Below are 24,594 nucleotides of genomic sequence, written 5' to 3'. Positions count from 1 at the left end.
GGGAGTGAACGAGCCGATACCTGTCATCCGGGACGTGGACCAGGGCACCGCCAGACTCCTGCCCGACGTGGACCGGGACCGGGCCTGGCTGCTCACCGTCGACGGCGCGCCCCAGTCGTACGTCGACCTCGACGCGCCGGACCACCTCGAATTCGAGTACGCGCGACGGCTCGCCCACGTCGTGGACTGCGCGGCGGCACCGGGCGCACCGCTGGACGTACTCCACCTCGGCGGCGGTGCGCTCACCCTGCCCCGCTACGTCGCCGCGGCCAGGCCCGGCTCGCGCCAGGACGTCGCCGAGGCCGACCTCGGGCTCCTCGCCCTGGTCGCCGAGCACCTGCCGGTCCCCGAAGGCAGCGGGATCACCGTGCACGGCACGGACGCCCGCAGTCGGCTGGAACAGACCCGGCCCGGCTCCGTAGACCTCCTGATCGCGGACGTCTTCGGTGGCTCCCGGGTGCCCGCCCACCTCACCACCGTCGAGTACGCGCAGGCCGCCCGACGGGCGCTCCGCGACGGCGGGATCTACGCCGCCAACCTCGCCGACGGCGCGCCCTTCGGGTTCCTCCGCTCCCAACTTGCCACCTTCGCGGCCGTCTTCGAGGAGCTCGCGCTGATCGCCGAACCCGCGGTGCTGCGCGGCCGGCGCTTCGGCAACGTCGTCGTCGTCGCGTCCCTGCTCCCCGTCGACACCGCGGCACTGACCCGTCGCTGCGCCGCCGACGCCTTCCCCGCCAGGGTCGCGTACGGCCCCGCGCTGGACCGGTTCGTCGGAGCCGCCCGGCCGGTCGGGGACAGCGAGGCGGTCGCCTCACCCGAGCCGCCCGACGGAGCCTTCGGCATCGGCTGAGGCCGACGCCCGGGCCTCGGCCGTCACGACCTCGGTCGTGAGGGTGGTGCGGGTCAGATTGCGTACCTCGGGTACGAACAGCACGGCGCCGGTGACCAGCACGATCAGTGCGGCGCAGCCCCACAGGGCCGGACCACGCCCGACCAGGGCCTCCACCGGACCGGCGAGCGCGGTGGCGACCGGCATCATCGCCACCGAGCCGAACCAGTCGTACGCCGAGACCCGCGACAGCTTCTCCTCCGGGATCTCCTGATGCATGGCCGTCATCCAGGAGACCCCGAACACCTCGATGGCGACGCCGCTGACGAACATCAGCCCGCAGAGCCCCGCCACCGGCAACGGCACCGCGAGCCCCGCCGACGGCAGCGCCAGCGGGAAGACACAGAGGGTCCCGGCCAGCAGCATCCGCCGGGGCCTCCAACGCGTCATCAGGAACGCCCCGCCCAGCGTGCCGGCCCCGAACGCGGCGAGCGCGAAGCCCCAGGGGCGGGCGCCACCGAGCTCGTCCCGGGCGACCAGCGGCCCGTACACCGACTCGGCGGCCCCCACCGCGGCGACCACCACCGAGAACTGCGCCACGATGCTCCACAGCCAGGGACGGCCGACGAACTCCTGCCAGCCGTCCCGCAGATCGGCGAGCAGACCACCGCCCGGCGCGCGCGACGGAATGTGGCTGACGTCCAGGAAGGCGCGCAGCGCACCCGCCAACGCGAAGGACGCGGCATCGATGGCCAGCACCCACCCCGGGTCCATCGCGGCGATCATCGCGCCGCCGAGCGCCGCACCGCCGATCGTCGCGCCCTGCATGGCCATCCGGAAGAGGGCGAAGGCACGGCTCGCCTGCTCACGGCTGACGCTCGACATCAGCATGCCCTCGGCCGCCGGGTTGAAGAACGCCTGCCCGGTGCCGCACAACGCGGTGAGCAGCATCATCTGCCACAGCTTCGGATCACCGGCCAGGACCAGCCAGGCGAAGGCGGCCTGCGAGACGCAGTTGAGGGCATTCGCCGCGACCATCACCCGGTGGCGCGGCAACCGGTCGGCGACCGCCCCGCCGATCAGCAGGAAGAGCACCAGCGGCGCGGCCCTGGCGGCGGCCACCAGCCCGACGTCGCCGCCGTCACCGCCCGCCTCCAGAACCGCGAACGCCGCCGCGATCAGCGCGCCATGGGTACCCAGACCCGTGATGATCGCGGCGGCGGTCAGCAGACGATAGTTGCGGCCGGAGCGGCGCACGGGGGAAGCGGGAGCGGCAGTCACCAAGGGACTATCGCCGCCGCGGCGCCGCCCTGCCAACTGCTTTCCCGGATGCGGGGAAGCGGGTCAGGGGGACCTGACGACGTCCACCAGCCGCACGGTGCTCAGAATCTTCTGGATCGTCGCGTCAGGGAGTTCGTCCTTGACATTGTCCGCTCCGTACAGGACCCAGGACGCGAAGTCACCGTTCTTGTTCTTGAAGGTGAAGGCGATCGACTTGCCGTCGCTGTCGCACTTGTTCCGCTTCGTGACGCCGGGAGCAGTGGCCGTGACGACCTGGCCGGTGAGCCCCGACTTGGTGGTGTACTGCTTGGCCGGGGTGAACTTGATGGTGCTCTGCGGCATGTGCTGCGCATAGGCGGCCCATACCCAGGTGCCGGCCTCGCTGTGGGCGTTCTTGGCGGCGTCGGTGGCACCCTGGGCGCCCCTGGTGCCGGCACTGGCGAGGCTGATGTCCTCCGTGATGCCGTTCTTGTCGGAATCGTCCACGCACCACTTGCTCCGGTAGTACGACGGTGCGGAGAAACCGATGAGGGGCGAGCCGTCACCCTTCTTGTCGTCCTCGAAGAACGAGGACGTGCCGGGAGCGCCGACCTCCCAGTCGCCGGGCACGTCGAACTGCGTTCCCCACTTGGGGTTGGTGACGACCTTCCAGCCCGCGACCAGGGGTTTGGCGTCCTCGTCGGTGCCGCGCGGGTTCGCCTCGGGCGAGGAGGCGGATTCGGACGGCTCGGCGGGCGCCGAGGAGTTCTTGTCGTCGGCGACGTCCTTGCCCTTGGCGTCGCCCTTGTTCATCACGACGACACCGGTGACCACGGCAGCCACGACGACAGCGGTTGCCGCGACGATCGCGACGGCGGTGGTCTTCTTCTTGTCGCCGTCGGGCCGCGGACCACCGGGCGGGCCGGGCACCGCGTACTGCGGCACGGTCGGCTGCTGGTACGGGTTCGGCTGCGGGTAGCCGGGCTGCTGCCCCTGCTGCGGGTACCCCGACTGCTGCCCCGGCTGTCCTTGCTGCTGATATCCCGGCTGCTGATAGGGATTCGGCTGCTGGTAACCCGGTTGCTGATACGGGTTCTGACTCTGGTCCTGCGGGTTTTGCTCGCCCCCGGGCGGCTGCTGTCCTGGCCACATGGCGAGTAACGATAGAGGGGCGGTGCCCGGTCGGCTACGCCCGCCCCCGCGAGCGGACAGTGAAGGAAGCGACGGCGGTACCGGACGCAGGAAACCCCGGGATGGCCAAATTGTTCTACTCGTAAGTAACATCTGGTCATGAGCGCTGAACAGACGACCGTCGGCGAGATGCTCGCCGCGACGGTCCCGATGGCCCGGACCCTCAATCTCGAGTTCCTGGAGACGACCGCCGAGCGTGCGGTGGTCCGTCTGCCGGACCAGGCCGACTACCACAACCACGTCGGCGGACCCCATGCCGGCGCGATGTTCACGCTCGCGGAGTCTGCGAGCGGTGCGATCGTCATCGCCGCCTTCGGCGACCAGTTGTCCCGCGCTGTTCCGTTGGCGGTGAAGGCGGAGATCGGTTACAAGAAGCTGGCCAAGGGTGTCGTCACGGCCACGGCGGCCCTCGGCCGTCCGGTGGCCGAGGTCGTCGCCGAACTCGACGAGGGCAAGCGTCCCGAATTTCCCGTGGCCATCGAGATCCGGCGCGCGGACGGCGCGGTGACCGCTGAGATGACGGTCGTCTGGACGCTGCGTCCGAACGCCTGACCAGGAACGGCTCCCCGAAGGGCCGCCTCGGACTCCTTGGACTCCAGGGGGTGTGGCGGTCCTTCGCGCTGTTCGGGCGGATGGCCGGACAGGTAGCATTCCCGCGGTGCGCCGAGGAGTTGGCCGGCGGGCAACCGGACATCAGTTGCGGGAGGAATCGGCGTTGCACATCCAGGAGTGGCTGGAGACCGTCCCGGCGGTCAGCGTGTACGCCCTGGTGGGCGTCGTCATCGGGCTGGAGAGCCTCGGCATTCCGCTGCCGGGCGAGATCGTCCTGGTCAGCGCGGCGCTGCTGGCCGTCGGACACCACGAAATCAACCCCTGGGTCCTCGGTGCCTGCGCATCGGCGGGCGCGGTCATCGGTGACTCGGTCGGATACGCCATCGGCCGCAAGGGCGGACGGCCGCTGCTCGCCCGGCTCGGCGGGAAGTTCCCCAAGCACTTCGGGGAGAGCCAGATCGGCATGGCGGAACGGTCGTTCCAGAAGTGGGGCATGTGGGCGGTGTTCTTCGGCCGCTTCGTCGCACTGCTGCGGATCTTCGCGGGTCCGCTGGCCGGCGTGCTGCACATGCCGTACTGGAAGTTCCTGATCGCGAACGTGCTCGGCGGCATCGTCTGGGCCGGTGGCACCACGGCCGTCGTCTACTCGGTGGGTGTCGTCGCCGAGGCCTGGCTCAAGCGGTTCTCGTACCTCGGCCTGGTCGTCGCGGTGCTGATCGGTGTGACCTCGATGCTGGTGCTGAAGAACCGGGCCAAGAAGGCGGCGGCACAGGCATCGGCGCCCGACGCGGAGACCGTGCCGGCAGTGGACTGACCGGGCCGGGACTGTACGGGGCGGAACGGTCCGGCGGGAGTCGTCGTCCGCCGCCGGCCCGCCCGTGCTCCTCGGTTCCGCTCCGTGCCGTTGCCGCCCGGTCAGCTCTCGTGTGCCTGGCGGTGTGCCTTGGCCAGTTCCACGTAGCCCACCGCGTTGAACTTGATGCCCGCGAGCTCTTCCTCGGTCAGCTGCCGCTTGACCTTGGCGGGAACGCCGGCGACGAGCGACCCCGGCGGTACCTGCATACCCTGCGGAACGAGTGCCTGTGCCGCGACCAGCGAACCGGCGCCGATGCGGGCGCCGTTGAGGACCGTGGCCCCCATGCCGACCAGGACGTCGTCCTCGATGGTGCAGCCGTGGAGTACCGCGTTGTGCCCGACCGAGACACGCTCGCCGACCGTCACCGGGAACCCGGGGTCGACATGCACGCTGCAGTTGTCCTGGATGTTGCTGTCGGCGCCGATGAGGATGGGACCGCAGTCGGCACGCAGTACGGCCTGGTACCAGACGCTGGAGCCCGCCGCCATCGTGATCTCGCCGATCACGACCGACGTCGGTGCGGTGAAGGCCTCCGCATCGATGTCCGGCTCCTTGCCGCCCATTCCCGTGATCAACGCCTGCTCTGCCATCGCCCGTTCCTCCGTGCTCCGGTGTGGTGCGGTCGCGGTCGTCCGACCGCCACGGCTCGGCCGCCGCTGTCCGATCGCGTCGGAGAAACGGTATGCGACGGGCGGAGGGCTGACGTCGAGTGGGGTGAACATCACAGGTTGGCGCGGTGATCACGCCGGGCGCCGCCGACTACCGTGTGCGAGTGTCCAAGAACAGGAACGCGTTCTCCTCCCTCGCCGCCTGGCGGCGGCGCGCCCTGTCCCGGGCCGTCCATCGCGGCTGGCGCTGGGTGCAGGAGTCGGGCGCGGTCACCGCGGAACACCCCGGTGGGCTGCGGTTCGGCCGGATCGGGGAAGGCACCCGGCTGGCCTTTCCGCAGGGCACGGTCTTCGGGGAGCCGTGGATCGAGCTCGGCGCGCACTGTGTGATCGGTGAGCAGGTCACGCTGACGGCCGGGCTCATGCCCGACCTGGACCTCGGCGCCGAGCCGATCCTGACCCTGGGGGACGGAGTGGTACTCGGACGCGGCAGTCATGTGGTCGCCGACACCAGGGTGACCATCGGCTCGGACACGTACTGCGGACCGTATGTGTACATCACGTCCACGAACCACAGTTACGACGATCCGCACGAGCCGGTCGGCAAGCAGTGGCCCCGCATGGAGCCGGTCGTCATCGGGCCGGGCTGCTGGATCGGCACCGGAGCGGTGATCCTGCCGGGGGCCGTGCTGGGGCGCAACGTGGTGGTCGCGGCGGGGGCGGTCGTACGGGGCGAGGTGCCCGACCACGCGGTGGTGGCCGGTGCTCCCGCCCGTGTCGTGCGCGGTTGGGACCCGGAGAAGGGCTGGCAGCCTCCGCTGCGTACCCCTGCCCCGGTACCGATTCCGTCGGGTGTGACGCCCGAGCAGCTGCTGTCCCTGGCGGAACCGGGCGAGGCTTCGGGCCCGTCCGGCGACTGAGCGCGGTGGCGGCCGGGAGCCCTCAGCCCGTCGCCAGCAGCACCGTGCCCACCAGCGCGAGACCGGCCCCGGCTGCCTGCACCCCGCGCAGCCGTTCCTTGAGCACGCCGCGCGCGGCCAGGGCCGTGACCACCGGATAGAGCGAGGCGAGCACGGCGGCCACAGTGACCGGGCCGTGCTGTGCGGCGATCGAGTACGTGCCGTTGGCCGCCACATCCGCGAGTCCGACGAACGCCAGGGCGGGCAGCGCCGCCAGCACCACGGTGACACCGCCCTCCTCCGGCAGTGCGCGTGCCCCGCGCCGTACCGATACGTACAGGGCCGTACCGCCCACCGCGATGTTGGTCAGGCGCTGGACGAAGAGCGCCAGGAACAGCCCGGTGACCGTGGTGGACGCCTCCGCGATCAGGGACATCACCGAACCGAAGCCGAGCGCGGCCACCAGGGTCAGCAGCACCGCCCGGCGCTGCACCGGCGCCCCGCGCAACTGCGGACCACCGGCCAGCACGACGCCCACCACGGCAACGCCGACCCCGGCGAACTGGAGCAGCCCCGGGCGCTCCCCGACGATGAGCCCGACGCTCACCGGCACAACGACACCCAGCGATCCGAGCGGGGAGACGACGCCCATCGGGCCGAGCGCCAGGGCCTTGTAGAAGCTCAGCATGGCAACCGGCCCGACGGCGCCCGCCGCGACGGCGAACCAGAGTTGCGGGCCCGCCTCGCTCCAGCCGCCGGTCGCGATCACGATGACGCAGAGCACCACGGCCGCCGCGGTCTGCGAGACGACGACCACGGTGAGCGCGGGCGTACGTCGCGTGAGCAGCCCGCCGCCGAAGTCGGCCAACCCCCAGAGCAGGCTGGTGGCCAGGGCGAACAGTGCTGTCATGGCATGCCTCGCAGTACAGTGCGATGAACGGTGCGGTCCACCACACCGTAGTGCAGTATTTTTGACCCTGTCATCCAAAATATTGGACGGAATGTGTCTGACCTGGATCAGCTCACTCAGTCGCTGGCACGCAATCTCAAACGCTGGCGGGGGGAACGCGGCTTCACTCTGGACGCACTCGCCGCCCGTGCCGGGGTCAGCCGCGGCATGATCATTCAGATCGAGCAGGCCCGCACCAATCCGAGCGTCGGCACCACGGTCAAGCTCGCCGACGCGCTGGGGGTCAGCATCACGACCCTGCTCGACTATGAGCAGGGCTCACCGGTCCGTCTGGTGCCCGAGGGCCAGGCGGTACGCATGTGGTCCACGGAGGCGGGCAGTACCACCACCCTGCTCGTCGGTACGGAGGCCAGGGGCCCGCTCGAACTCTGGTCGTGGCGCCTGATGCCCGGCGACAGCAGCACCTCCGATCCGCATCCCGAGGGCACCGTCGAACTGCTCCACGTGACGGCGGGCGAGCTCACCCTGGTCGTCGACGGCTCCTCGTACCGCGTACCCGCCGGTGGATCCGCCACCTTCGAGGCACACCACCCGCACGCCTACCGCAATGACGGCTCCGAGCCCACCGAGGTGACCATGGCGGTCTCGATCCCGCCCGTACGGTGAGACGGCCAACCGACCGCCTCCGGGACGCTGTTAGCGTGGTGCGCATGCGCGCACCCATCGGATCGTTCGAGAACGCCTGCCCGGCGGCCGACCGCCTCGACCTGCTCACCGAGCCCGTCGCCGCAGCCGTGACCGAGGGCTGGGGTGGCGTCCCCGCCGAGCACGTCATCCACGTCGACACCGATCCGGCCATCGCCGACACCGCGGTCTTCGTCGAGCACCACGGCGTGGAACTGCTAGACCGGTCGGCCAACTGCGTCGTGGTGGCGGGTAAGCGCGGCGGCGAAGTGACGCTGGCGGCCTGTCTGGTCCTCTCCCACTCCCGCGTCGACGTGAACGGCGCGGTCCGCAAGCACCTCGGTGCCCGCAAGGCGTCCTTCGCCCCGATGGACACGGCGGTCGGCGAGACCGGCATGGAGTACGGCGGCATCACACCGATCGGACTCCCGGCCGGATGGCCGCTGTTGATCGATCCCGCCGTCGTCGACGAGGAGTGGGTGCTGATCGGCAGCGGCAGCCGCCGGGGCAAGTTGATCGTCCCGGGCAAGGCGCTGGCCGCGCTGCCGGGCGCGGTGATCGTCGACGGCCTGGGCGTCAGGGGCTGAGGCCGCCGCTCAGCCGTGCGCGCGGCCGAGGGCCCTCACCGGCACCCGCTCCGGTGTGACGGCAGCCAGCGGGACGCGAAGTCGACGGCATCGGTCAGGCGGAACAGGCGGCTCGTCGACGCGCCCACCGGACCGGTGCGGACGGCCGCACCGTTGTCCGAGCGGGCGAAGTCCGCTCCCAGGGCGGCGAAGTCGCCGTCGTCCAGCGCGACGTCCTCGTACTCCCACCAATGGCGTCGGCCCTCGGTCGTCACCACGCAGCGGTAGGTGCGGCGGGGTGGGGCGGGCACTCGGTACTCGCCGAGATGGAACGCGGTGCAGGTGTCGAAGCCGGTGCCCAGCAGGAGCACCTGGGCCCGCAGATCGTAGAGGCGGGCCAACGGGGAATCCTCGCCGAGATGGCAGTCGGAGCGGTGGTGCGCCACCAGCCTCCGGCCCAGCGGGCCGAGCGCGGCGAAGGACGTCTGGGGGTGTCCGCTGCGTACCGCCCCCTCGGTGAGCCGCACGGCCTCCGCGAGGCGGCCCATCGACGGCGCGGCCGTGTTCGCCGCGTCGAACGGCGGCATGCTCGCCCGTACGGCCTCCCGGGCTTGGTCGGTGAGACCACGCACCCGGTCGAGATAGTGCGGAGAGGTGTCGGAGTTCTCCGGGGTGAAAGCCGGGACGACGAGTGTGCCGTGCCTGCCGAGGGCGTCGCCCAACGCACCGACCAACGCCCCGACCCCGCCGCTGATCGCGCCCGCCGCGCGCATCGACGCATGCACCAGAAGGACGCCGTTCCGCTCCACTCCGAGTTCCGACAGTTGCCCGGCCAGCCCGGTTCGGCCGTGGCGGACGATCGGCGCAGTCGTAGTACACACAGCCGGCCATTCTCCCAGCCGGACCGCGAGTGTGACACCACGCACATTCGGACGAGAGACGGGCGTGCTGCGGTTATCGGCTCAGCGCCGGAATCTCGATGGCCGGGCAGCGGTCCATGACCATGTCGAGCCCCGCGGCGCGCGTGCGGTCGTACGCCTGGGTGTCGACCACCCCGAGCTGGAACCAGACCGCCTTCGCGCCCGCGGCCACCGCCTCGTCGGCCACGCCGCCCGCCAGTTCGCTGTTGACGAAGACGTCCACCACATCGACCGGGAACGGTATGTCGGCCAGCGAGGCATAGCCGTCCTCGCCATGGACCCGCTCCGCCTTCGGATGCACCGGGACCACCCGCTTGCCGAAGCGCTGAAGCACCTCGGCGACGCCGTACGCCGCGCGCGACCGGTTGTCGGACAGGCCCACCACGGCCCAGGTATCGCCCGTGTCCCGGAGGATCCTGCTGATCGTCTCTGCGTCTGCGTACATGATCCGGACAACGGACGGCGGCCCCGGACTGTTCCCGGCCGGGGCATAGGCTGGCCTGATGCAGGAGCAGTACCGGACAGTCGCCCGAGCGGGCGTGCACGAGACCGAGATCAACCGGTCACGCTTCATCTGCGCGCTCGCCCCCGCCGCCACCGAGCAGGAGGCGCAGGATTTCGTCGCGCGCATCCGCAGGGAACACCCGACCGCCACCCACAACTGCTTCGCCTATGTGATCGGCGCCGACGCCTCAGTACAGAAGGCGAGCGACGACGGAGAGCCCGGCGGCACCGCCGGTGTCCCCATGCTGCAGATGCTGACGCGCCGTGAGATGCGGTATGTCGTGGCCGTCGTCACCCGCTACTACGGCGGTGTGAAGCTCGGTGCGGGCGGACTGATCCGAGCGTACGGGGGAGTGGTCGGCGAGGCCCTCGACGCCATCGGCACCCTCACCCGGCAGCGGTTCCGACTCGCCACGATCACCGTAGGCCATCAGCGCGCGGGCAAGCTGGAGAACGACCTCCGGGCCACCGGACGGACCGTGCGCGAGGTCCGCTACGCGGAGGCCGTCGTCATCGAGATCGGGCTGCCGGACGCCGATGTCGAGGGATTTCGCGGCTGGCTGGCCGACGCGACAGCGGGCGAGGCCCGGCTGGAGCTGGGCGGCGAGGCGTACGGAGACGTCTGACCGGATCCCGGCCTCCTGGCCAAGGCCCCCGGGTGCAGCCGTGGCGTGCTCCTCCGCACGGAGCAATGGGCGCGTGGAGCAGCGATCTCTTGGCCGTCCCCGGCCCGGCGGTCAGTGGGGACCAGCAGGACGAGCGGGTGGTGCATTGCGTTTCACCTGTCGGTGATCTCGGAGAGCCAGGCCGCGTCCTCAGCGCCCGGCGCACCGGAGCCCGGCTCGGGCAGCCAACGCACCTCGCCCGTGCCCAGAGCGACCGTGGCCCGCGGCCGCATCGGCCCGTCACCCCTGCGCGAAAGCAGGACGAGTTCCCAGAGCGTCGCTGTCATGGCCTCGAGCCGAGCGGCGCAGTCCGGGGCGACCCGCCGCGGATCCTGGGTCCGGCCCAGGGACAGATGCGGGGTGAAGCTCTTCCCACGCCCACGACAGTGCGGGAACCGCTGCTGCAGTGCGCGGTACAGGCCCTCCCACGGGGCCGCGCCGGACGCCGCCGGGTCGAGCCACACAGTGAAGTACGCCCGGTGCCGGAAGGTGCGTACCCCGTCCAGCCGGGCAGTGAAGACCGGCGTCTCGGCCGCCGCCGCAGCGAGCAGCGGCGCCGCCCGCTCGAAGTGGGACTCGGGCACGAAGCCGAAAAGCAGATTGACGTGCGGCGGCCAGCGGTGGATCTGTGGATCGTAGTCCCGGCGGATGTCCTGGATCGGCGGCCACATGTGCGAAGGCGGGATCCAGGCAACTGCCGTGCGGGCGGTCGGGGACACGTCGAGGACGGCCGTGGGCTCGCTCCCGCCGGAGCCCGGGGCGCAGCTCAGGTCGGCTTCCACGCCGCAATGGTCCGGGGCGTACCAGCCCTCCGGGGTGGGCGCGTCACCCCGCAGAACCGCTCTGGTCGCACGCACCCTGCTCCCGCGCAGCAGAATCCGGTCCAGGGGCGAGGCCCGGCCGGACAGCGAGGAGAGGGGGGCGGGCCGGTTGACGCGCGGATCGAGCACCGGGGTCCGGTCATCGCGCCCGTGCACTTCCGTCCAGGCGTCCCACAGGCCCAGCGCGAGAGCGGGTCCGTCCCCATGGTCGTGGAAGTCGCCCAGCAGGATCAGGTCGTCGCCCATGGCAGGCAGCCCCTCGGCGAGCTGTGTCAGTTCGGCCTGCCGCCGGGCCGGGCAGGCCTTGGAGTGGTCCCCGGTCAGCGTGGTGGAGGCCACCACGAGCGGGCCGGAAGCGGTCTCCACGGTGATGGCGGTGACGGCCTTGTGGGGGCCGAGGACGTGCCACCCCGCCTCCCGTACGGGCAGCCGGCTGAGCAGCAGCAACCCGCTGTCGTCGATGTCCGTCCTGGTCGGATCGGTGCCCAGCGTGTAGTCGGCACGTACCCAGGGGGCCTGCAACAGCACGGCGAGCAGCCCGGCCTCGACCTCCTGCAGTGCGATGACGTCCGCGTCGGCGTCCTCCAACGCCCTCAGCAGCAGCGGCCGGTGTCGGGCGGTGTCGATGAGTCTGCTGTCGTACGGGGCATATCGCGTGTTCCAGGTCAGGACGCGCAGGCCCGTCGCGGCCGGCGCAGCTGTCCGACTGGTTGCGGGGCACCACCCGGCGGCCGGGTCCCACAGGTGCGGTGTCCTCGCTGTGAAGAACGGCGCGCGCAGGAGTCGCGGGTCCCGCACCCGGCCGGCGTCCGATGCGTCGATGCGGTCCACACCCGTGGCCCGGTCCCAGACCACCTCGCCGTCCGCCTCGATGAACACCACCCGGTGCCACGGGATCTCACCCCCGGGCACGAAGGAGGGCAGCGGGATGCGCTCGGGGGGACCCTCGCGCCGCCTGATCCCGAGTACGAACCGGGCCGGGTCGAACCGTGGGTCCCAGCGGACCCGGTGAAAGATCTGGTCGCTGGTCCGCATCACCCCTCCTCTGGCGCCCTCACACCTTCTTCCTCCAGGGTGCCGTGCATCCTGCCCTTCCGGTGCCTGTGTCAGGCCGGCATCGACCACGCATGCGCGTGCCTCGCCCCCGCCTTCCGGGCCACACGTCGGACGAGCTCCGGCAGATGCGGTGGGCGACCGGCTGTGGGTGAGAAGGCCCGGGACCCCGGTGGCAAACCGAGGTCCGTGAAGGATCAGGTGCTGACCGGCGCTAGCGTGGTGGGTGATGGTGGCGAGGGCCGGCGCCGGCCCAGTGCTGGTTCTGGGAGCGGAGTGAGGGGAAACGTGCAGGTCGGAGCGGAACATTGAGGATTCTGCACACATCGGACTGGCACCTGGGGCGGTCGTTCCACCGGGTCTCCCTGCTCGAAGCCCAGGCCGCCTACCTGGACCACCTGGTGGCCACGGTGCGGGCACACGAGGTGGATGTGGTCCTCGTCGCGGGTGACGTCTACGACAGGGCCGTCCCGCCGCTTTCCGCCGTCGAGCTCTTCGACGACGCGCTGCACCGGCTCGCCGCCGCCGGTGTGCCCACCGTGATGATCTCCGGAAACCACGACTCGGCACGCAGGCTGGGCGTCGGCGCGGGCCTGATCGAGCGGGCCGGAATCCATCTGCGTACCGACCCCGCCCACTGCGCCACCCCCGTCGTCCTGCGCGACGCGCACGGCGACGTGGCGTTCTACGGGCTCCCCTACCTGGAACCGGCCCTGATGAAGGACGTCTTCAGGGCGGAGCGCGGCGGGCACGAGGCGGTGCTGACCGCGGCCATGGACCGGGTGCGCTCCGACCTCGCGAGCCGCCCGGAGACCACCCGGTCCGTGGTGCTCGCCCACGCATTCGTTGCCGGCGGCGAGCCCAGCGACAGTGAGCGCGACATCACCGTCGGCGGGGTGGCCGCCGTACCCGCCGGGGTCTTCGGCGGCGTCGACTACGTGGCATTGGGGCATCTGCACGGCTGCCAGACCGTCACCGACCGGGTCCGCTACTCGGGCTCCCCGCTGGCCTACTCCTTCTCCGAGGTCGCCCACCGCAAGACGATGTGGCTGATCGACCTCGATGCCTCGGGATCGATCGCCGCCGAGCGCGTCGACTGTCCGGTGCCCCGTCCGCTCGCCAGACTCCGCGGCCGCCTCGACACCCTCATCGACGACCCCGTGCTGGAGCAGCACACGGAATCCTGGGTGGAGGCCACGCTCACCGACCCGGTGCGTCCGGCCGAGCCCATGGCCCGCCTCGTCGAGCGGTTCCCGCACACACTCAGTCTCGTGTTCGAACCCGACCGCGCCCCCGACAACCCGCTCGCCTCGTACGCACAGCGCCTCAAGGGGCGTGACGACCAGCAGATCGCGGAGGACTTCGTGGCACATGTGCGGGGTGGGTCCGCAGCCGACGACCAGGAGAGAACGGTGCTGCGCGGCGCCTTCGACCACGTTCGGGTGGACGACAGCGTCCGCGAGGTGAACCGTTGAGACTCCACAGGCTCGGCCTCACCGCCTTCGGGCCGTTCGGCGCCACCCAGGAAATCGACTTCGACGCACTTTCCTCGGCCGGGCTCTTCCTGCTGCACGGTCCGACCGGCGCAGGGAAGACCTCGGTCCTCGACGCCGTCTGCTACAGCCTCTACGGCGCGGTGCCCGGCGCCCGCCAGGGCCCCGGCACGTCGCTGCGCAGCGACCACGCCCCGGCCGGCCTCCCCACCGAGGTCACGCTCGAACTGACGGTCGGCGGCCGACGCCTCGAGGTCACCCGGCGCCCCGCACAGCCCCGCCCCAAGAAGAAGGGCAACGGCTTCACCACGGAGAAGGCCCAGAGCTGGCTGCGGGAGTACGACCCCGACGACGGCTGGCAGCCCCTGAGCCGCTCGCACCAGGAGATCGGCGAGGAGATCACCCAGCTCATCGGGATGAGCCGGGACCAGTTCTGCCAGGTGGTCCTCCTGCCCCAGGGCGACTTCGCACGCTTCCTGCGGGCGGATGCCGAGGCGCGCGGCAAACTGCTCGGCAGGCTCTTCGACACCCGCCGTTTCGCCGCCGTCGAGGAGCGCCTCGCCGAACTGCGCCGTACCGCCGAAGCACAGGTCAGGGCCGGGGACGAACGGATCCTCGCGGTCGCCCAGCGGATCGCCCAGGCGGCCGGACCCGCCGCCCGCGAATCGCCGCTGCCCGACATTCAGCCCGGCGAACCGGGGCTCGCCGACGGCGTGCTGGAGTGGGCCGCGGCGGCCCGTAGCAACGCCCGGGAACGGCTCGACATCGCCGAGTCCGTACTGGCCATGGCCGAAGGCCGGCAGTCGGCCGCCCGCTTGGCCCTCGACAGCGAACGCGAACGTGCCGCGCTCCAGCAGCGGTACGAGGAGACGCAGCGCCGCTCCACCGCGCTCGAAGCCGGCCGTCCCGACCACGACCGGCACCGTGAACGGCTCGCGCGGGCCCGCAAGGCCGACCTCGTTGCCCCCGCGCTGGAGCTGCGTGACGAGGCCGAGCGCGCGTACCGCACGGCCCGCGAGGCCCGCGACGGCGCCCGGGCACTGCTGCCCGACACCCTGGCCGACGCCGGTGCCGAACAACTGGCGGAACTGGAACGGAGACTCCGCCAGGAACTCGGCGGGCTCGACGCCGCGCAGCGGGCGGAGCGGCGCAGCGCGCAGATCGACGCCGAGCGGGCCGGACTGGAGCGCCAGGCCCGGGTCGACGACGAGCTGATCCACGAGGCGGAGGGCTGGCTGGCCGACTGGGAAGCCACCCGTTCCGGGTTGCGGGCACGCATCGAGGAGGCCCAGGAGGCCGCGACCCGCGCCGAACAGCTCGCCGGCCGACTGGAGCCGGCCCGCGCACGACTGGAGGCGGCCCGCCGCCGTGACGCGCTCGCCATCCAGGCGGCGACCGCCGCCGAGCGGCTGGCCGAGGCCCGTGAGCTGACCTCGGGCGCCCACGAGACGTGGCTGGAGCTTCGCGAACGACGGCTCCGCGACATCGCCGCGGAACTGGCCGCCGAGCTGGTGGACGGCGAGGACTGCAAGGTGTGCGGCTCCGCCGACCACCCCAGGCCCGCACGCGCCGGCGACGGCCATGTCGACCGGGCCACCGAGGAGCGGGCCCTCGACGCGTACCGGCGGGCCGAGGAGGCGCGCACGGAGGCCGACCGGGAGCTCGGGATCGTACGCGAGAAGCACCTGGCGGCCCGCGCCGCCGCCGAACAGGCGACGGTGCCGCAGCCGAGGGACGGCGCCGCTGCCGTCGGCCCGGGTGCGTCCGGGCGCGGGGCCGGGGGCGTTGCGGCCGAGTCGACTGTGTCCGCGTCGGTGGCCGGCGGCGTTGCTGCAAGGTCGGCGCCGTCCGCGTCGGGCGCCGGGGCCGAGGTGGTTGCGACCGATGCGGCCCACGGCGAGCGGCCCCTTCCGGGTTTCGGGGACGAGCCCGTCGCCGATCCCACCGTCGCCGAACTCGCCGCGCTCGTCGAGAGGCTGACGCTCAGGCACGCCGAGGCGCACCGGACCGCCGCCGGCATGCACGCGGCACGTGAGGCACTCGCCGTGGCCGAGCGGGAACACGCCGAGCGCCTCGAGAGCCGCCAACTGGCCGAGCGCAGGGCCGCGGCCCGTACCTCCCTACGGGAAGGACTGGAACGTGAACAGGCCACGCTGGAAGGAGAGTTGACGGTTGCCCGAGGGGATTGCGGCAGCGTCGCCGAGCACGCCGAGCTGCTGGAGCGCCGGGTCGGTCTGCTCGCCGCGGCCGCCGCGGCGGTGCATGAGGAGGAGTCGGCGGCACAGCGCCGCAAGGAGGCCGACGGTCGACTCGCGGACGCCGCGTTCCGGGCCGGGTTCGACACCCCGCAGGCCGCGTCCGCGGTTCTCCTCACCGACGCCGAACAGCGCGGACTGCAGCGCCTGATCGACGCCTGGCAGTCCGAGGCGGCAGCCGTCGCCGACCGTCTCGCCGAGACCGCGACCCGAGCCGCCGCCGACGGCCCGCCCGCGGCGGTGGACGCCGCGCAGGCCGCGTACGACACGGCCGAACGGTTGCTGCGGGACGCCTCCGCGGCACTGGCAGCCGCACGCGAGCGCTGCGCCGAGCTGCTCAGGCTGTCGCGCAGCGCCACGGACGAGGTGCGTGGACTCGGGCCGCTGCGCGAGGAGTACGACCGGGTGGCCCGGCTGGCCGGGCTCACCGCGGGTACCTCCGCGGACAACGAACGCAAGATGCGGCTGGAGTCCTACGTGCTCGCCGCCCGGCTCGAACAGGTCGCGGCCGCCGCCACCGCACGGCTGCAGCGCATGTCGTCCGGCCGTTACACGCTGGTCCACTCCGATGCCCGCACGGGAGGCCGCCGATCGGGCCTCGGCCTGCACGTCGTCGACGCCTGGACCGGACGCGAACGCGACACGGCGACGCTCTCGGGCGGAGAGACGTTCTTCGCCTCGCTCGCCCTCGCGCTCGGCCTCGCCGATGTCGTCACCGACGAGGCCGGCGGCGTACGGCTGGACACCCTCTTCATCGACGAGGGCTTCGGCAGTCTGGACGACCAGACACTCGACGAGGTGCTCGACGTGCTGGACTCGCTGCGCGAACGGGACCGCAGCGTCGGCATCGTCAGTCATGTCGCCGACCTGCGCCGCCGTATCCCCGCACAACTCGAAGTGGTGAAGGAGCGACATGGATCGGCGGTGCGGCACCGCACCGCGGGCGAGGCCGGCGGCTGATGGCGCGCCGGGGGAGCGGCGAGGACCAGGCGATGCTCGTGGTGACGGAGCCGAGGGCGCCGATCCTCCCCGAGACCGCCTCCGGGTGAGGCAGCGAGCGGGCGGTGACCTTCAGTAAGAAGCGGTCGTCGCCGGTGACACGGTGGGCCTCCACGGTCTCGGGATTCGTATCGAGCAGATCGTGGAACGGCTTGTTCACGCGTGCCCCCTCCCTGCCGCCCCAGCCGGTGCGTTCCGCGAGTGGTGCGGAGGACCGGGGGCGACGGGAGGGGGCGAGAGACAGGTCAGAGTTTGGACAGCTCGTCCACGAGATCGTCGAGACCGAGCGGCCCCTGCGACAGCGCGGCCATGTGCCAGGCCTTGGCGTCGAACGCGGCGCCGTGCGCCTTGCGGGCGTTCTCCCGGCCGAGCAGCCAGGCGCGTTCGCCCAGCTTGTAGCCGATCGCCTGCCCCGGCATCGAGAGATAGCGGGTGAGTTCGCTCTCCACGAAGTCGGCCGGACGGCCGCTGTGGTTGCCGAAGAACTCCTGGGCCAGGTCCGGGGTCCACCGCTCGCCGGGGTGGAACGGCGAGTCCGCCGGAATCTCCATTTCCGCGTGCATGCCGATGTCCACGATCACCCGGCAGGCCCGCATCATCTGCGCGTCCAGATAGCCGAGGCGGCGCTCGGCGTCCGGCAGGAAGCCCAGCTCGTCCATGAGCCGCTCCGCGTACAGCGCCCAGCCCTCGGCGTTGGCGCTGACACCGCCGATGGACGCCTGGTAGCGGGAGAGGCTGTCGGCGACATGCGTCCACTGGGCGATCTGCAGATGGTGGCCCGGCACACCCTCGTGGTACCAGGTGGAGACCAGGTCGTACACCGGGAAGCGGGTCTCGCCCATGGTGGGCAGCCAGGTGCGGCCGGGGCGGGAGAAGTCCTCGGACGGGCCCGTGTAGTACGGGGCAGCGGCGCCGCCGGGCGGGGCGATGCGGGACTCCACCTTCCGTACCCGCTCGGCGAGTTCGAAGTGCGTACCGTCGAGCGCCTCGATCGCCTCGTCCATCAGACTCTGCAGCCAGGCCTGGACCTCGTCGACCCCCTCGATGTGCTTGCCGTGCACATCGAGATGGGCCAGTGCCTCCCAGGGACCGGCACCGGGCAGGACCTTCTCGGCCTCGGTCCTCATCTCGGCGAGCAGCCGGTGGTACTCGGACCAGCCGTACGCGTACGCCTCGTCGAGGTCGAGATCGGTGCCGTTGAAGTAGCGCGACCAGCGCGCGTACCGCTCACGGCCCACCGTGTCCGGCGCGCCCTCTATCGCGGGGGCGTACACATCGCGCATCCAGTCGCGCAGCGCCACGACCGACTCCGTGGCCCGGCGGGCGCCGTCGTCCAGATCGGTACGCAGGGACGCCGGGCCGGCGGCCGCGAAGTCATGGAAGAAACCCGTCCCGCCGTCACCGGCCCACTCGTCGAGCTGGCCGATGAAGGTGGCAGTGGCGCGCGGGCCGCCGTACAGCTTGCGCTCCAGGCCGAGCGCGAGCGACTCGCGGTAGCCCTCCAGCGCGGCGGGAACCGCGCGCAGCCGGTCCACGACCGCCGCCCAGTCCTCGTCGGTCTCGGTCGGTGTGACCGTGAACACCTCACGGATGCTGTGCGGCGGGGAGGAGAGGTTGGAGACGGCGCGCAGTCCCTCGTCGGCCTCATGGACGGCGAGTTGCGCCGTGAGACGCTCGCGCAGAAGGCGGCCGCAACGGCGCTCGGCATCGCTGTCCGCGCCGGGCAGCTGCTCAGCGGCGTCGAGCTTCGCCAGGGTGGTGCGGGCGAGTTGGGCGAGGGCTTCCTGCCCCGCGGGGGAGAAGTCGGGAAGGTGGCGCGAGCTCTCCGCGACACCCAGGTAGGTGCCGGCGATCGGGTCGAGCTCGATGAATGCGTCGACGTAGGCGTCGGCGACCTGGCGGGGCAGCGCGCTGCTGGGAATATCTGACATGCGGACATCCTCGTACGTCGACGGCCTGCGCGTCACCATCATTCGGCCTCGGCGGCCTGCCGGGCGTGCGTTCTCAGCCGCCGGTCCCGGGCCGTCCGGCGGCGGGTGGCAGCAGGGGGCCGCACTCCCACTGCTGGAATATCAGCCGGGTCTCGACCCGGGCCACTTCGCGGCGTGAGGTGAATTCGTCCAGCACCAGGCGTTGCAGATCCGCGGTGCCGGTGACCGCGACATGGACCAGATAGTCGTCGGGCCCGGTCAGATGGAAGAGCGCGCGGGACTCGGGCAGCGTCCTGATGCGTTCGACGAACGGGCCGATGAGCTCTCTGCGGTGCGGACGGACCTGTACGGAGAGCAGCGCCTGCAGACCGCGGCCGAGCTTCGCCGGGTCCAGACGCAGTTGGTGGCCGAGTACGACGCCGGAGCGGCGCAGCCTGGCCACCCGGTCCAGGCAGGTCGACGGCGCGACGCCGACTTCGGCGGCCAGTTCGCGGTAGGTGGTCCGGGCATCGTTCTGCAGCAGCCGCAGAATGTGCAGATCCACCGGGTCGAGTACGACTGAATCAGCCATCTGCCGAACATAGCACGGGATGGAGTCGTGATCACCCGGTGTTTGTTCAGAGTGCTGACATGGACACCGAAGCCATGCTGGAGCCCTCGACGATGACCCCGTCCAGGGCGCTGGCCACCGAAGCCGTGCACGCGGGCCGCGACGATCTCGCGGCGCTCGGCCTGCACGCCCCTCCGATCGATCTGTCCACCACCTACCCCTCGTACGACTCCAGGGGCGAGGCCGAGCGGATCGACACCTTCGCCGCCACCGGCGCGAGACTCGAAGGGCCGCCCGTCTACGCACGGCTGGACAACCCGACGACGGCCCGTTTCGAGACGGCCCTCGCCCGGCTCGAGGGAGCGGAGAGCGCGGTGTCGTTCGCCAGCGGAATGGCGGCGCTCACCGCCGTCCTGCTGGTCCGGGCCAGCATGGGACTGCGCCATGTGGTCGCCGTCCGCCCGCTCTACGGCTGCAGCGATCACCTGCTCGGCGCCGGCCTGCTGGGCACTGAAGTGACCTGGACCGACCCGGCGGGCATCGCGGAGGCGCTCCGTCCGGACACGGGTCTGGTGATGGTGGAGACGCCCGCCAACCCGACGCTCGCCGAGGTCGACATCCGGGCGATCGCGCACTCCTGCGGTTCCGTGCCGCTGCTCGTCGACAACACGTTCGCCACACCCGTGCTCCAGCGTCCTGTAGAGCACGGTGCGCGGATCGTGCTGCACAGCGCCACCAAGTACCTCGGCGGGCACGGCGATGTGATGGGCGGGGTCGTCGCCTGTGACGAGGAGTTCGCGGCCCGCCTGCGGCAGGTCCGCTTCGCCACCGGCGGAGTGTTGCATCCGATGGCCGGGTACCTGCTGCTGCGCGGGCTCGCCACGCTCCCGGTGCGGGTACGGGCGGCTTCCGCGAGTGCCGCCGAACTTTCCCGTCGGCTGACGGCCGATCCGCGTATCGCCCGGGTCCACTACCCGAAGCTGGGTGGGGCGATGGTCTCGTTCGAGGTGTACGGGGATCCGCACCGGGTGATTTCGGCAGTCCGGCTCGTCACGCCCGCGGTCAGTCTCGGCAGTGTGGACACCCTGATCCAGCATCCGGCCTCCATCAGCCACCGCATTGTGGATGAGGGAGACCGGCAGGCGTCCGGTGTCGGGGACCGGCTGCTGCGGATGTCGGTCGGTCTCGAGGACGTCGAGGATCTGTGGGCCGACCTGTGTCAGGCGCTGAGCTCACAGGAGCCGGGCGTCCGCAAGGAGAGCGGTCCGCACGGCGTCGGCCGGCCGGGCCTCGGTCAGCAGGGGAGTGTCAGCGGCCGGCCTGCTCGTACGGAGGCAGTGAACGGACGGGAGTCGCATCCAGCCGGGCGGTGATGACCAGCGTGCCCTCCTCGATCTGGTAGTCCAGCGGCAGGGACAGCGCACGCATGGCCGCGACCATGCCGGTGCTGGATGCCTGGGTGACGGCGTAGACGTTCTCGCAGCCTGCCTCGATGGCGAGCGCCACCAGGCGGCCGAGGAGTTCGGAGCCGATTCCGCGACGCTGCCACTCGTCCTCGACGAGCAGGGCGACCTCGCTCTCGTCACCGTCCCACAGGAGGTGGCCGAGGGCGACCAGCCGGCCCGAGGTCGTCTGCACCGCCAGGGTTCGGCCGAAACGGGGACTCAGCAGGTGGTCCAGGTAACGGTCGGCGTCACGGACCGGCCCGTGGTAGCGCAGCCGCAGCGTCTGCTCGGAGCATCGGTCGTGCATGGCGCGGGCGGCTTCGAGGTCGCTGCGGTCCGCGTGGCGCACGGTGATCTCGTTGCCCTCGGGGAGCGTGAGGAAGCGCTCGCTGCTCGTGGCGCGGGGGCCGAGCCGGGCGTCCAGCTCCGCCAGGGCGCGGGCCCGGGCGAACTCGGTCGGGGTGAACGGAAGATAGGGCCGCTCGATGATGATGGCGCCTCCCGACGGGTCGCGCAGCCGCATCACCGTCTCATCCAGCACACCCTCCACCGGGGCGATCTTACCCGTTGTACGGCCGGTGATCGAGCCGGCGGGCAGCGAGCGGATCGCGCAACGGCCGAGCAACTGACGTAGCGCGAGGGGGAGTTCGGTCGCATCCAGGGCCGTACGCGTGGCGAGACCCAGGACGCGTGTCGGCGCGTCCGCCAGGTCGTGCGCATCCGCCCGCTCGATCCAGGTCGAGCCGCCCCCCGCTGTGGAGATTGCCCGGCTCAGCTGCTGGGCCTGGAGTCGGGCGGGGGCGCGCAGCAGGAGCTCGTCGACCGTGCCCTGTGCCAGCGGGTGCGTTTGCAGGGTGAGGATGTCGACCCGGTGCCTGGCGAGCGCGCTGCACAGCGCAGCCAGACTGCCCGGGACGTCCCGAACGGTCGTGCGCATCCGCCACAACACCGTGTCCTCGGGGGAGGGGCCCGAGCCCTTGGCGACGGTCGCGGCGGTGTGATTGTCGTGGCCGCTGTGGGTGTTGTTGCAGGTATCGGTGATGAGGCCGGTGCCGGTCGGCGGCGGGGCATGGCTGTGGCGCCGTGCCCACCAGGTGTGGAACGCGGCTGTCACAGCCAGGGCCACGGCCGAGGCGATCAGGAGATACGGTCCGTCCGGCTGGTGCCCGATCAGGTTGGCGATCGCGTCGGCCACGGCGACGGCGGCGAACAGGGCGGCCAGTTCGGTCACGTCCCGCCGCCAGTGGTGGGAGCGTCGGGCAGTCTTGGCGGAGGTCGCATCAGTCATGCCTGCACTGTGACTGAGTGGTGTTGCCCGATCACGAACGCTCTGTGACTGATGGGTTAAGTGTGGATCTAGTCCACTATCACCTATTTTGGTAGATTGATGTCTTGATCGATTGCGGTTCGGAGCAGTACGGCTGGGCCGCCGAACCCGGGTTGTGAGCCGGCGGGTACGGCAGCTCCTGCCCGGCCCCGGACAGCTCCTGCGAGGGCCCGGAGGGCGGGCGACGACGGGCCCGGAGAGGTGCCCTCGGGCCGGACGACGCCGCGCAGACCGCGGTGCTGCCCGGACGCTGTCACCCGGCCCGGGCGGAAGTCATCGCTCCTCCCGGCCCGGGCGGAATCCACTGGTCCTACAGGTCGCTACCGGTTACGCCACGATGTCCTGGGCCGTTACCTCGGTCCCGGACTCTGCTCCCAGACCGTCCTCAGGCGCACCGCTTGACGTACCAGCTGTGACGATCCGCCGCGCCCGGCCGTTTCGGCAAGCCCGGGTATCGGCTCGGTGCCCACCGGTGTGGTTCGGTGCCGCGCGGTGTGAGGCCACCCGAAGACTCCGGGCCGAGGTTCTGTCCCGGCATGCGAGAACTCCAGGGCGGACGGGCGTGAGTAGGCCAATGCCTGCACGGATCGGGTCATGCAAGAACCGTAGAACCCGGCACTGACAATCGGCCCCGGACCACGACCCGGGGCCTCGGCACAGCAGGCCCGTTCACTGTCCTACGCGGCCCGGGTACAGCACCTTGCTGAACAGGACCGAGCCACCCTGTGCCCGCAGTCGCACTGTCAACTCACCGCTGTGGCCGTCGATGTCGACCTCACCGAAGTACTGCGGAGTCTCCATCGGCGACACGTTCGCGCGGTCGGGCGCCCGCACGAAGACCCGGTCGGGACCGAACGTCGCGTCGAGTGCGTTTGCCGGGAACTGGCCGGCGGCCAGAGGGCCCGACACGAACTCCCAGAACGGTGCGAAATCCTTGAACGCCGCACGCTCGGGCTCGTAATGCTGCGCCGATGTGTAGTGCACATCGGCCGTCAGCCAGACGGTGCCGGTGATCTTTCGGTGCTTGATGTACCGGAGCAGTTCCGCGATCTGGAGCTCACGGCCGAGCGGCGCTCCGGGATCGCCCTGCGCGACCGCCTCGAAGTCCGTCGCACCGTCCGTGACCACCAGCCCCAGCGGCATGTCCGCGGCAATCACCTTCCACACCGCGCGGGATCGCGACAACTCGTGCTTCAGCCAACCGAGCTGCTCGGCGCCGAGGATCCCGGTGGTGTCGTCGGGCTGCCGGCCGGGGGAGTTGGCGTTGCGGAAGGACCGCATGTCGAGAACGAACACATCGAGCAGCGGACCGTGCCGCACCACGCGGTGCATCCGGCCCTCGCCGGCCGAGGCACGCAGCGTGGACACCGGGAAGTACTCACGGAACGCCCGCGTCGAACGGGCCGCCAGCACATCGACGTTCTTCTCGGTGTAGCGGGAGTCGTCGAGGATCTGCCCCGGGTACCAGTTGTTGCGCACCTCGTGGTCGTCCCACTGAACGATCGAAGGCACCTGTGCGTTGAACCGGCGAACGTTCTCGTCGAGGAGGTTGTAGCGGAAGTTCCCACGGTACTCGGCAAGGGTCTCGGCGACCTTCGCCTTCTCCTCGGTGGTGATGTTGCGCCAGACCCGCCCGTCGGGCAGGTTCACGCTGGGCTCGATCACCCCGTCCGCGTAGATGTTGTCGCCGCTGCAGAGAAAGAAGTCCGGGTCGAGGCGGCGCATCTCGTCGTACACCACATAGCCGCCGATGTCCGGGTTGATGCCCCAGCCCTGGCCCGCGATGTCGCCGGACCATAGGAAACGCACCCCGTCCCGGCGCCGGGCGGGCGCGGTACGGAAGGTTCCGTACACCGGTTCGCCGGTGCGGCGGGGGTCCTCGGGGTCCGCGAGCGTGACCCGGTAGTGCACCTGCTCACCCGGCGGCAGCCCGTAGAGCGGTGTCGTCCCGGTGTAGTCGGTGCCGGAACCGACGAGCGGACCGTGCCAGGTGCGGGCCCGCCGGAAGGACTCCGTCGCCGACGTCTCCACGACCATCCGTGCCGGGCGGTCCGAACGAACCCACACCAGCGCCGAGGACGAGGTGACATCGCCCACCTGCGCGCCCCATGCGGCGCGCGGCCGGCCGGACAGAGCGAAGGCGGGGGCCGCGGCACCCACCACGGGGAGCGTGAGCGCGGCCGATGCGGCGAGCGAACCGCGCAGCACACCACGGCGGTCGAGGGACGGAATACGCGGACGGTACGACATCGAGGCGCCTCCGGGCAGGGGTCGGC

Annotated in this window: 20 protein-coding genes and 2 pseudogenes; 10 read left to right on the top strand and 12 right to left on the bottom strand. The window is 71.4% G+C overall.

Annotated elements, in window-relative coordinates; translation table 11 throughout:
- The first annotated feature begins 4 nt into the window (after window positions 1-4).
- A complete protein-coding gene (locus tag ACZ7L9_RS25390) occupies window positions 5-850 on the top strand; it encodes a spermidine synthase (RefSeq protein ID WP_471418459.1) in 846 nt (281 codons plus the stop codon).
- On the opposite strand, the gene ACZ7L9_RS25385 is transcribed toward ACZ7L9_RS25390, so the two are convergent.
- Window positions 812-2,110: an MFS transporter gene (locus ACZ7L9_RS25385; RefSeq protein WP_471418457.1), complete on the bottom strand. Its 1,299-nt coding sequence runs from the start codon at window positions 2,108-2,110 to the stop codon at window positions 812-814. The genes ACZ7L9_RS25390 and ACZ7L9_RS25385 overlap by 39 nt on opposite strands.
- Before the next feature lie 63 nt (window positions 2,111-2,173).
- Window positions 2,174-3,241 carry a DUF8017 domain-containing protein gene (locus ACZ7L9_RS25380; protein WP_471418455.1) on the bottom strand — a complete coding sequence of 356 codons (1,068 nt, stop codon included), beginning with the start codon at window positions 3,239-3,241 and terminating at the stop codon, window positions 2,174-2,176.
- 138 nt (window positions 3,242-3,379) lie between these two features.
- Here ACZ7L9_RS25380 and ACZ7L9_RS25375 point away from each other — a divergent pair, with 138 nt between their 5' ends.
- Both ACZ7L9_RS25375 and ACZ7L9_RS25370 read left to right on the top strand, forming a co-directional pair.
- Entirely contained in the window at window positions 3,380-3,832 is a 453-nt protein-coding gene (locus tag ACZ7L9_RS25375; RefSeq protein ID WP_471418453.1) for a DUF4442 domain-containing protein, read from the top strand.
- Between the two features lie 163 nt (window positions 3,833-3,995).
- Complete coding sequence (locus ACZ7L9_RS25370; RefSeq protein WP_471418451.1) at window positions 3,996-4,646, top strand: DedA family protein; 651 nt, start codon at window positions 3,996-3,998, stop codon at window positions 4,644-4,646.
- Window positions 4,647-4,747: 101 nt separating this feature from the next.
- Here the strand turns inward: ACZ7L9_RS25370 and ACZ7L9_RS25365 are convergent, their stop codons facing one another.
- The gene (locus ACZ7L9_RS25365) at window positions 4,748-5,278 is read right to left on the bottom strand and encodes a gamma carbonic anhydrase family protein (RefSeq protein ID WP_471418448.1); all 531 of its coding nucleotides are present in this window, start codon (window positions 5,276-5,278) and stop codon (window positions 4,748-4,750) included.
- Window positions 5,279-5,460: 182 nt separating this feature from the next.
- On the opposite strand from ACZ7L9_RS25365, the gene ACZ7L9_RS25360 reads away from it, so the two are divergent.
- On the top strand, window positions 5,461-6,216 hold the full coding sequence (locus ACZ7L9_RS25360) for an acyltransferase (protein WP_471418447.1): 756 nt from the start codon (window positions 5,461-5,463) through the stop codon (window positions 6,214-6,216).
- 22 nt (window positions 6,217-6,238) lie between these two features.
- On the opposite strand, the gene ACZ7L9_RS25355 is transcribed toward ACZ7L9_RS25360, so the two are convergent.
- Window positions 6,239-7,105, bottom strand: coding sequence for an EamA family transporter (locus ACZ7L9_RS25355; protein WP_471418445.1), 867 nt, complete (start codon window positions 7,103-7,105; stop codon window positions 6,239-6,241).
- Window positions 7,106-7,198: 93 nt separating this feature from the next.
- Here ACZ7L9_RS25355 and ACZ7L9_RS25350 point away from each other — a divergent pair, with 93 nt between their 5' ends.
- Window positions 7,199-7,771 (top strand): helix-turn-helix domain-containing protein, encoded by a 573-nt coding sequence (locus tag ACZ7L9_RS25350; RefSeq protein ID WP_471418442.1) that lies wholly within the window; start codon window positions 7,199-7,201, stop codon window positions 7,769-7,771.
- Between the two features lie 44 nt (window positions 7,772-7,815).
- Complete coding sequence (locus ACZ7L9_RS25345; protein WP_471418440.1) at window positions 7,816-8,376, top strand: YbaK/EbsC family protein; 561 nt, start codon at window positions 7,816-7,818, stop codon at window positions 8,374-8,376.
- Between the two features lie 35 nt (window positions 8,377-8,411).
- Here ACZ7L9_RS25345 and ACZ7L9_RS25340 read toward each other — a convergent pair whose 3' ends face one another.
- Window positions 8,412-9,236, bottom strand: a complete 825-nt coding sequence (locus ACZ7L9_RS25340; protein ID WP_471418438.1) for an AAC(3) family N-acetyltransferase — start codon at window positions 9,234-9,236, stop codon at window positions 8,412-8,414.
- Between the two features lie 73 nt (window positions 9,237-9,309).
- Window positions 9,310-9,720, bottom strand: a complete 411-nt coding sequence (locus tag ACZ7L9_RS25335; RefSeq protein ID WP_471418436.1) for a CoA-binding protein — start codon at window positions 9,718-9,720, stop codon at window positions 9,310-9,312.
- 58 nt (window positions 9,721-9,778) lie between these two features.
- Here ACZ7L9_RS25335 and ACZ7L9_RS25330 point away from each other — a divergent pair, with 58 nt between their 5' ends.
- The gene (locus tag ACZ7L9_RS25330; RefSeq protein ID WP_471418434.1) at window positions 9,779-10,405 is read left to right on the top strand and encodes a YigZ family protein; all 627 of its coding nucleotides are present in this window, start codon (window positions 9,779-9,781) and stop codon (window positions 10,403-10,405) included.
- 179 nt (window positions 10,406-10,584) lie between these two features.
- On the opposite strand, the pseudogene ACZ7L9_RS25325 reads toward ACZ7L9_RS25330, so the two are convergent.
- Window positions 10,585-12,300, bottom strand: a pseudogene (locus tag ACZ7L9_RS25325) (RNA repair domain-containing protein); the annotation flags it as partial.
- A gap of 326 nt (window positions 12,301-12,626) precedes the next feature.
- Here ACZ7L9_RS25325 and ACZ7L9_RS25320 point away from each other — a divergent pair.
- Together ACZ7L9_RS25320 and ACZ7L9_RS25315 are read left to right on the top strand one after the other, a co-directional pair.
- Window positions 12,627-13,793: an exonuclease SbcCD subunit D gene (locus ACZ7L9_RS25320; protein ID WP_471418432.1), complete on the top strand. Its 1,167-nt coding sequence runs from the start codon at window positions 12,627-12,629 to the stop codon at window positions 13,791-13,793.
- Entirely contained in the window at window positions 13,790-17,026 is a 3,237-nt protein-coding gene (locus ACZ7L9_RS25315) for an AAA family ATPase (RefSeq protein WP_471418430.1), read from the top strand. Before ACZ7L9_RS25320 ends, ACZ7L9_RS25315 begins: the two co-directional genes overlap by 4 nt.
- Here the strand turns inward: ACZ7L9_RS25315 and ACZ7L9_RS25310 are convergent.
- The 3 genes and pseudogenes from ACZ7L9_RS25310 to ACZ7L9_RS25300 form a co-directional block, all read right to left on the bottom strand.
- Window positions 16,917-17,219 (bottom strand): annotated as a pseudogene (locus ACZ7L9_RS25310) (Lrp/AsnC ligand binding domain-containing protein); the annotation flags it as partial. The gene ACZ7L9_RS25315 and the pseudogene ACZ7L9_RS25310 overlap by 110 nt on opposite strands.
- Before the next feature lie 91 nt (window positions 17,220-17,310).
- Complete coding sequence (locus tag ACZ7L9_RS25305) at window positions 17,311-18,996, bottom strand: DUF885 domain-containing protein (RefSeq protein WP_471418427.1); 1,686 nt, start codon at window positions 18,994-18,996, stop codon at window positions 17,311-17,313.
- 73 nt (window positions 18,997-19,069) lie between these two features.
- Window positions 19,070-19,567 carry an Lrp/AsnC family transcriptional regulator gene (locus ACZ7L9_RS25300; protein WP_471418425.1) on the bottom strand — a complete coding sequence of 166 codons (498 nt, stop codon included), beginning with the start codon at window positions 19,565-19,567 and terminating at the stop codon, window positions 19,070-19,072.
- 59 nt (window positions 19,568-19,626) lie between these two features.
- Between ACZ7L9_RS25300 and ACZ7L9_RS25295 the strand changes: the two genes are divergently transcribed.
- Complete coding sequence (locus ACZ7L9_RS25295; protein ID WP_471418423.1) at window positions 19,627-20,919, top strand: trans-sulfuration enzyme family protein; 1,293 nt, start codon at window positions 19,627-19,629, stop codon at window positions 20,917-20,919.
- Here the strand turns inward: ACZ7L9_RS25295 and ACZ7L9_RS25290 are convergent.
- A complete protein-coding gene (locus ACZ7L9_RS25290) occupies window positions 20,855-22,279 on the bottom strand; it encodes a GNAT family N-acetyltransferase (RefSeq protein WP_471418420.1) in 1,425 nt (474 codons plus the stop codon). The genes ACZ7L9_RS25295 and ACZ7L9_RS25290 overlap by 65 nt on opposite strands.
- A gap of 708 nt (window positions 22,280-22,987) precedes the next feature.
- On the bottom strand, window positions 22,988-24,568 hold the full coding sequence (locus ACZ7L9_RS25285) for an alkaline phosphatase D family protein (RefSeq protein ID WP_471418418.1): 1,581 nt from the start codon (window positions 24,566-24,568) through the stop codon (window positions 22,988-22,990).
- Window positions 24,569-24,594 lie beyond the last annotated feature (26 nt).

It is taken from the genome of Streptomyces sp. NPDC111516 (genome assembly GCF_055635345.1).
This window is presented reverse-complemented; position numbering and strand designations above follow the sequence as displayed.

Bases quoted from the DNA above. Each gene is read 5' to 3' on its own strand.
- ACZ7L9_RS25335 (WP_471418436.1), bottom strand. From the start codon at position 9,720: ATGTACGCAGACGCAGAGACGATCAGCAGGATCCTCCGGGACACGGGC.
- ACZ7L9_RS25345 (WP_471418440.1), top strand. From the start codon at position 7,816: ATGCGCGCACCCATCGGATCGTTCGAGAACGCCTGCCCGGCGGCCGAC.
- ACZ7L9_RS25355 (WP_471418445.1), bottom strand. From the start codon at position 7,105: ATGACAGCACTGTTCGCCCTGGCCACCAGCCTGCTCTGGGGGTTGGCC.
- ACZ7L9_RS25365 (WP_471418448.1), bottom strand. From the start codon at position 5,278: ATGGCAGAGCAGGCGTTGATCACGGGAATGGGCGGCAAGGAGCCGGAC.
- ACZ7L9_RS25290 (WP_471418420.1), bottom strand. From the start codon at position 22,279: ATGACTGATGCGACCTCCGCCAAGACTGCCCGACGCTCCCACCACTGG.
- ACZ7L9_RS25305 (WP_471418427.1), bottom strand. From the start codon at position 18,996: ATGTCAGATATTCCCAGCAGCGCGCTGCCCCGCCAGGTCGCCGACGCC.
- ACZ7L9_RS25375 (WP_471418453.1), top strand. From the start codon at position 3,380: ATGAGCGCTGAACAGACGACCGTCGGCGAGATGCTCGCCGCGACGGTC.
- ACZ7L9_RS25295 (WP_471418423.1), top strand. From the start codon at position 19,627: ATGGACACCGAAGCCATGCTGGAGCCCTCGACGATGACCCCGTCCAGG.
- ACZ7L9_RS25380 (WP_471418455.1), bottom strand. From the start codon at position 3,241: ATGTGGCCAGGACAGCAGCCGCCCGGGGGCGAGCAAAACCCGCAGGAC.
- ACZ7L9_RS25300 (WP_471418425.1), bottom strand. From the start codon at position 19,567: ATGGCTGATTCAGTCGTACTCGACCCGGTGGATCTGCACATTCTGCGG.
- ACZ7L9_RS25285 (WP_471418418.1), bottom strand. From the start codon at position 24,568: ATGTCGTACCGTCCGCGTATTCCGTCCCTCGACCGCCGTGGTGTGCTG.
- ACZ7L9_RS25330 (WP_471418434.1), top strand. From the start codon at position 9,779: ATGCAGGAGCAGTACCGGACAGTCGCCCGAGCGGGCGTGCACGAGACC.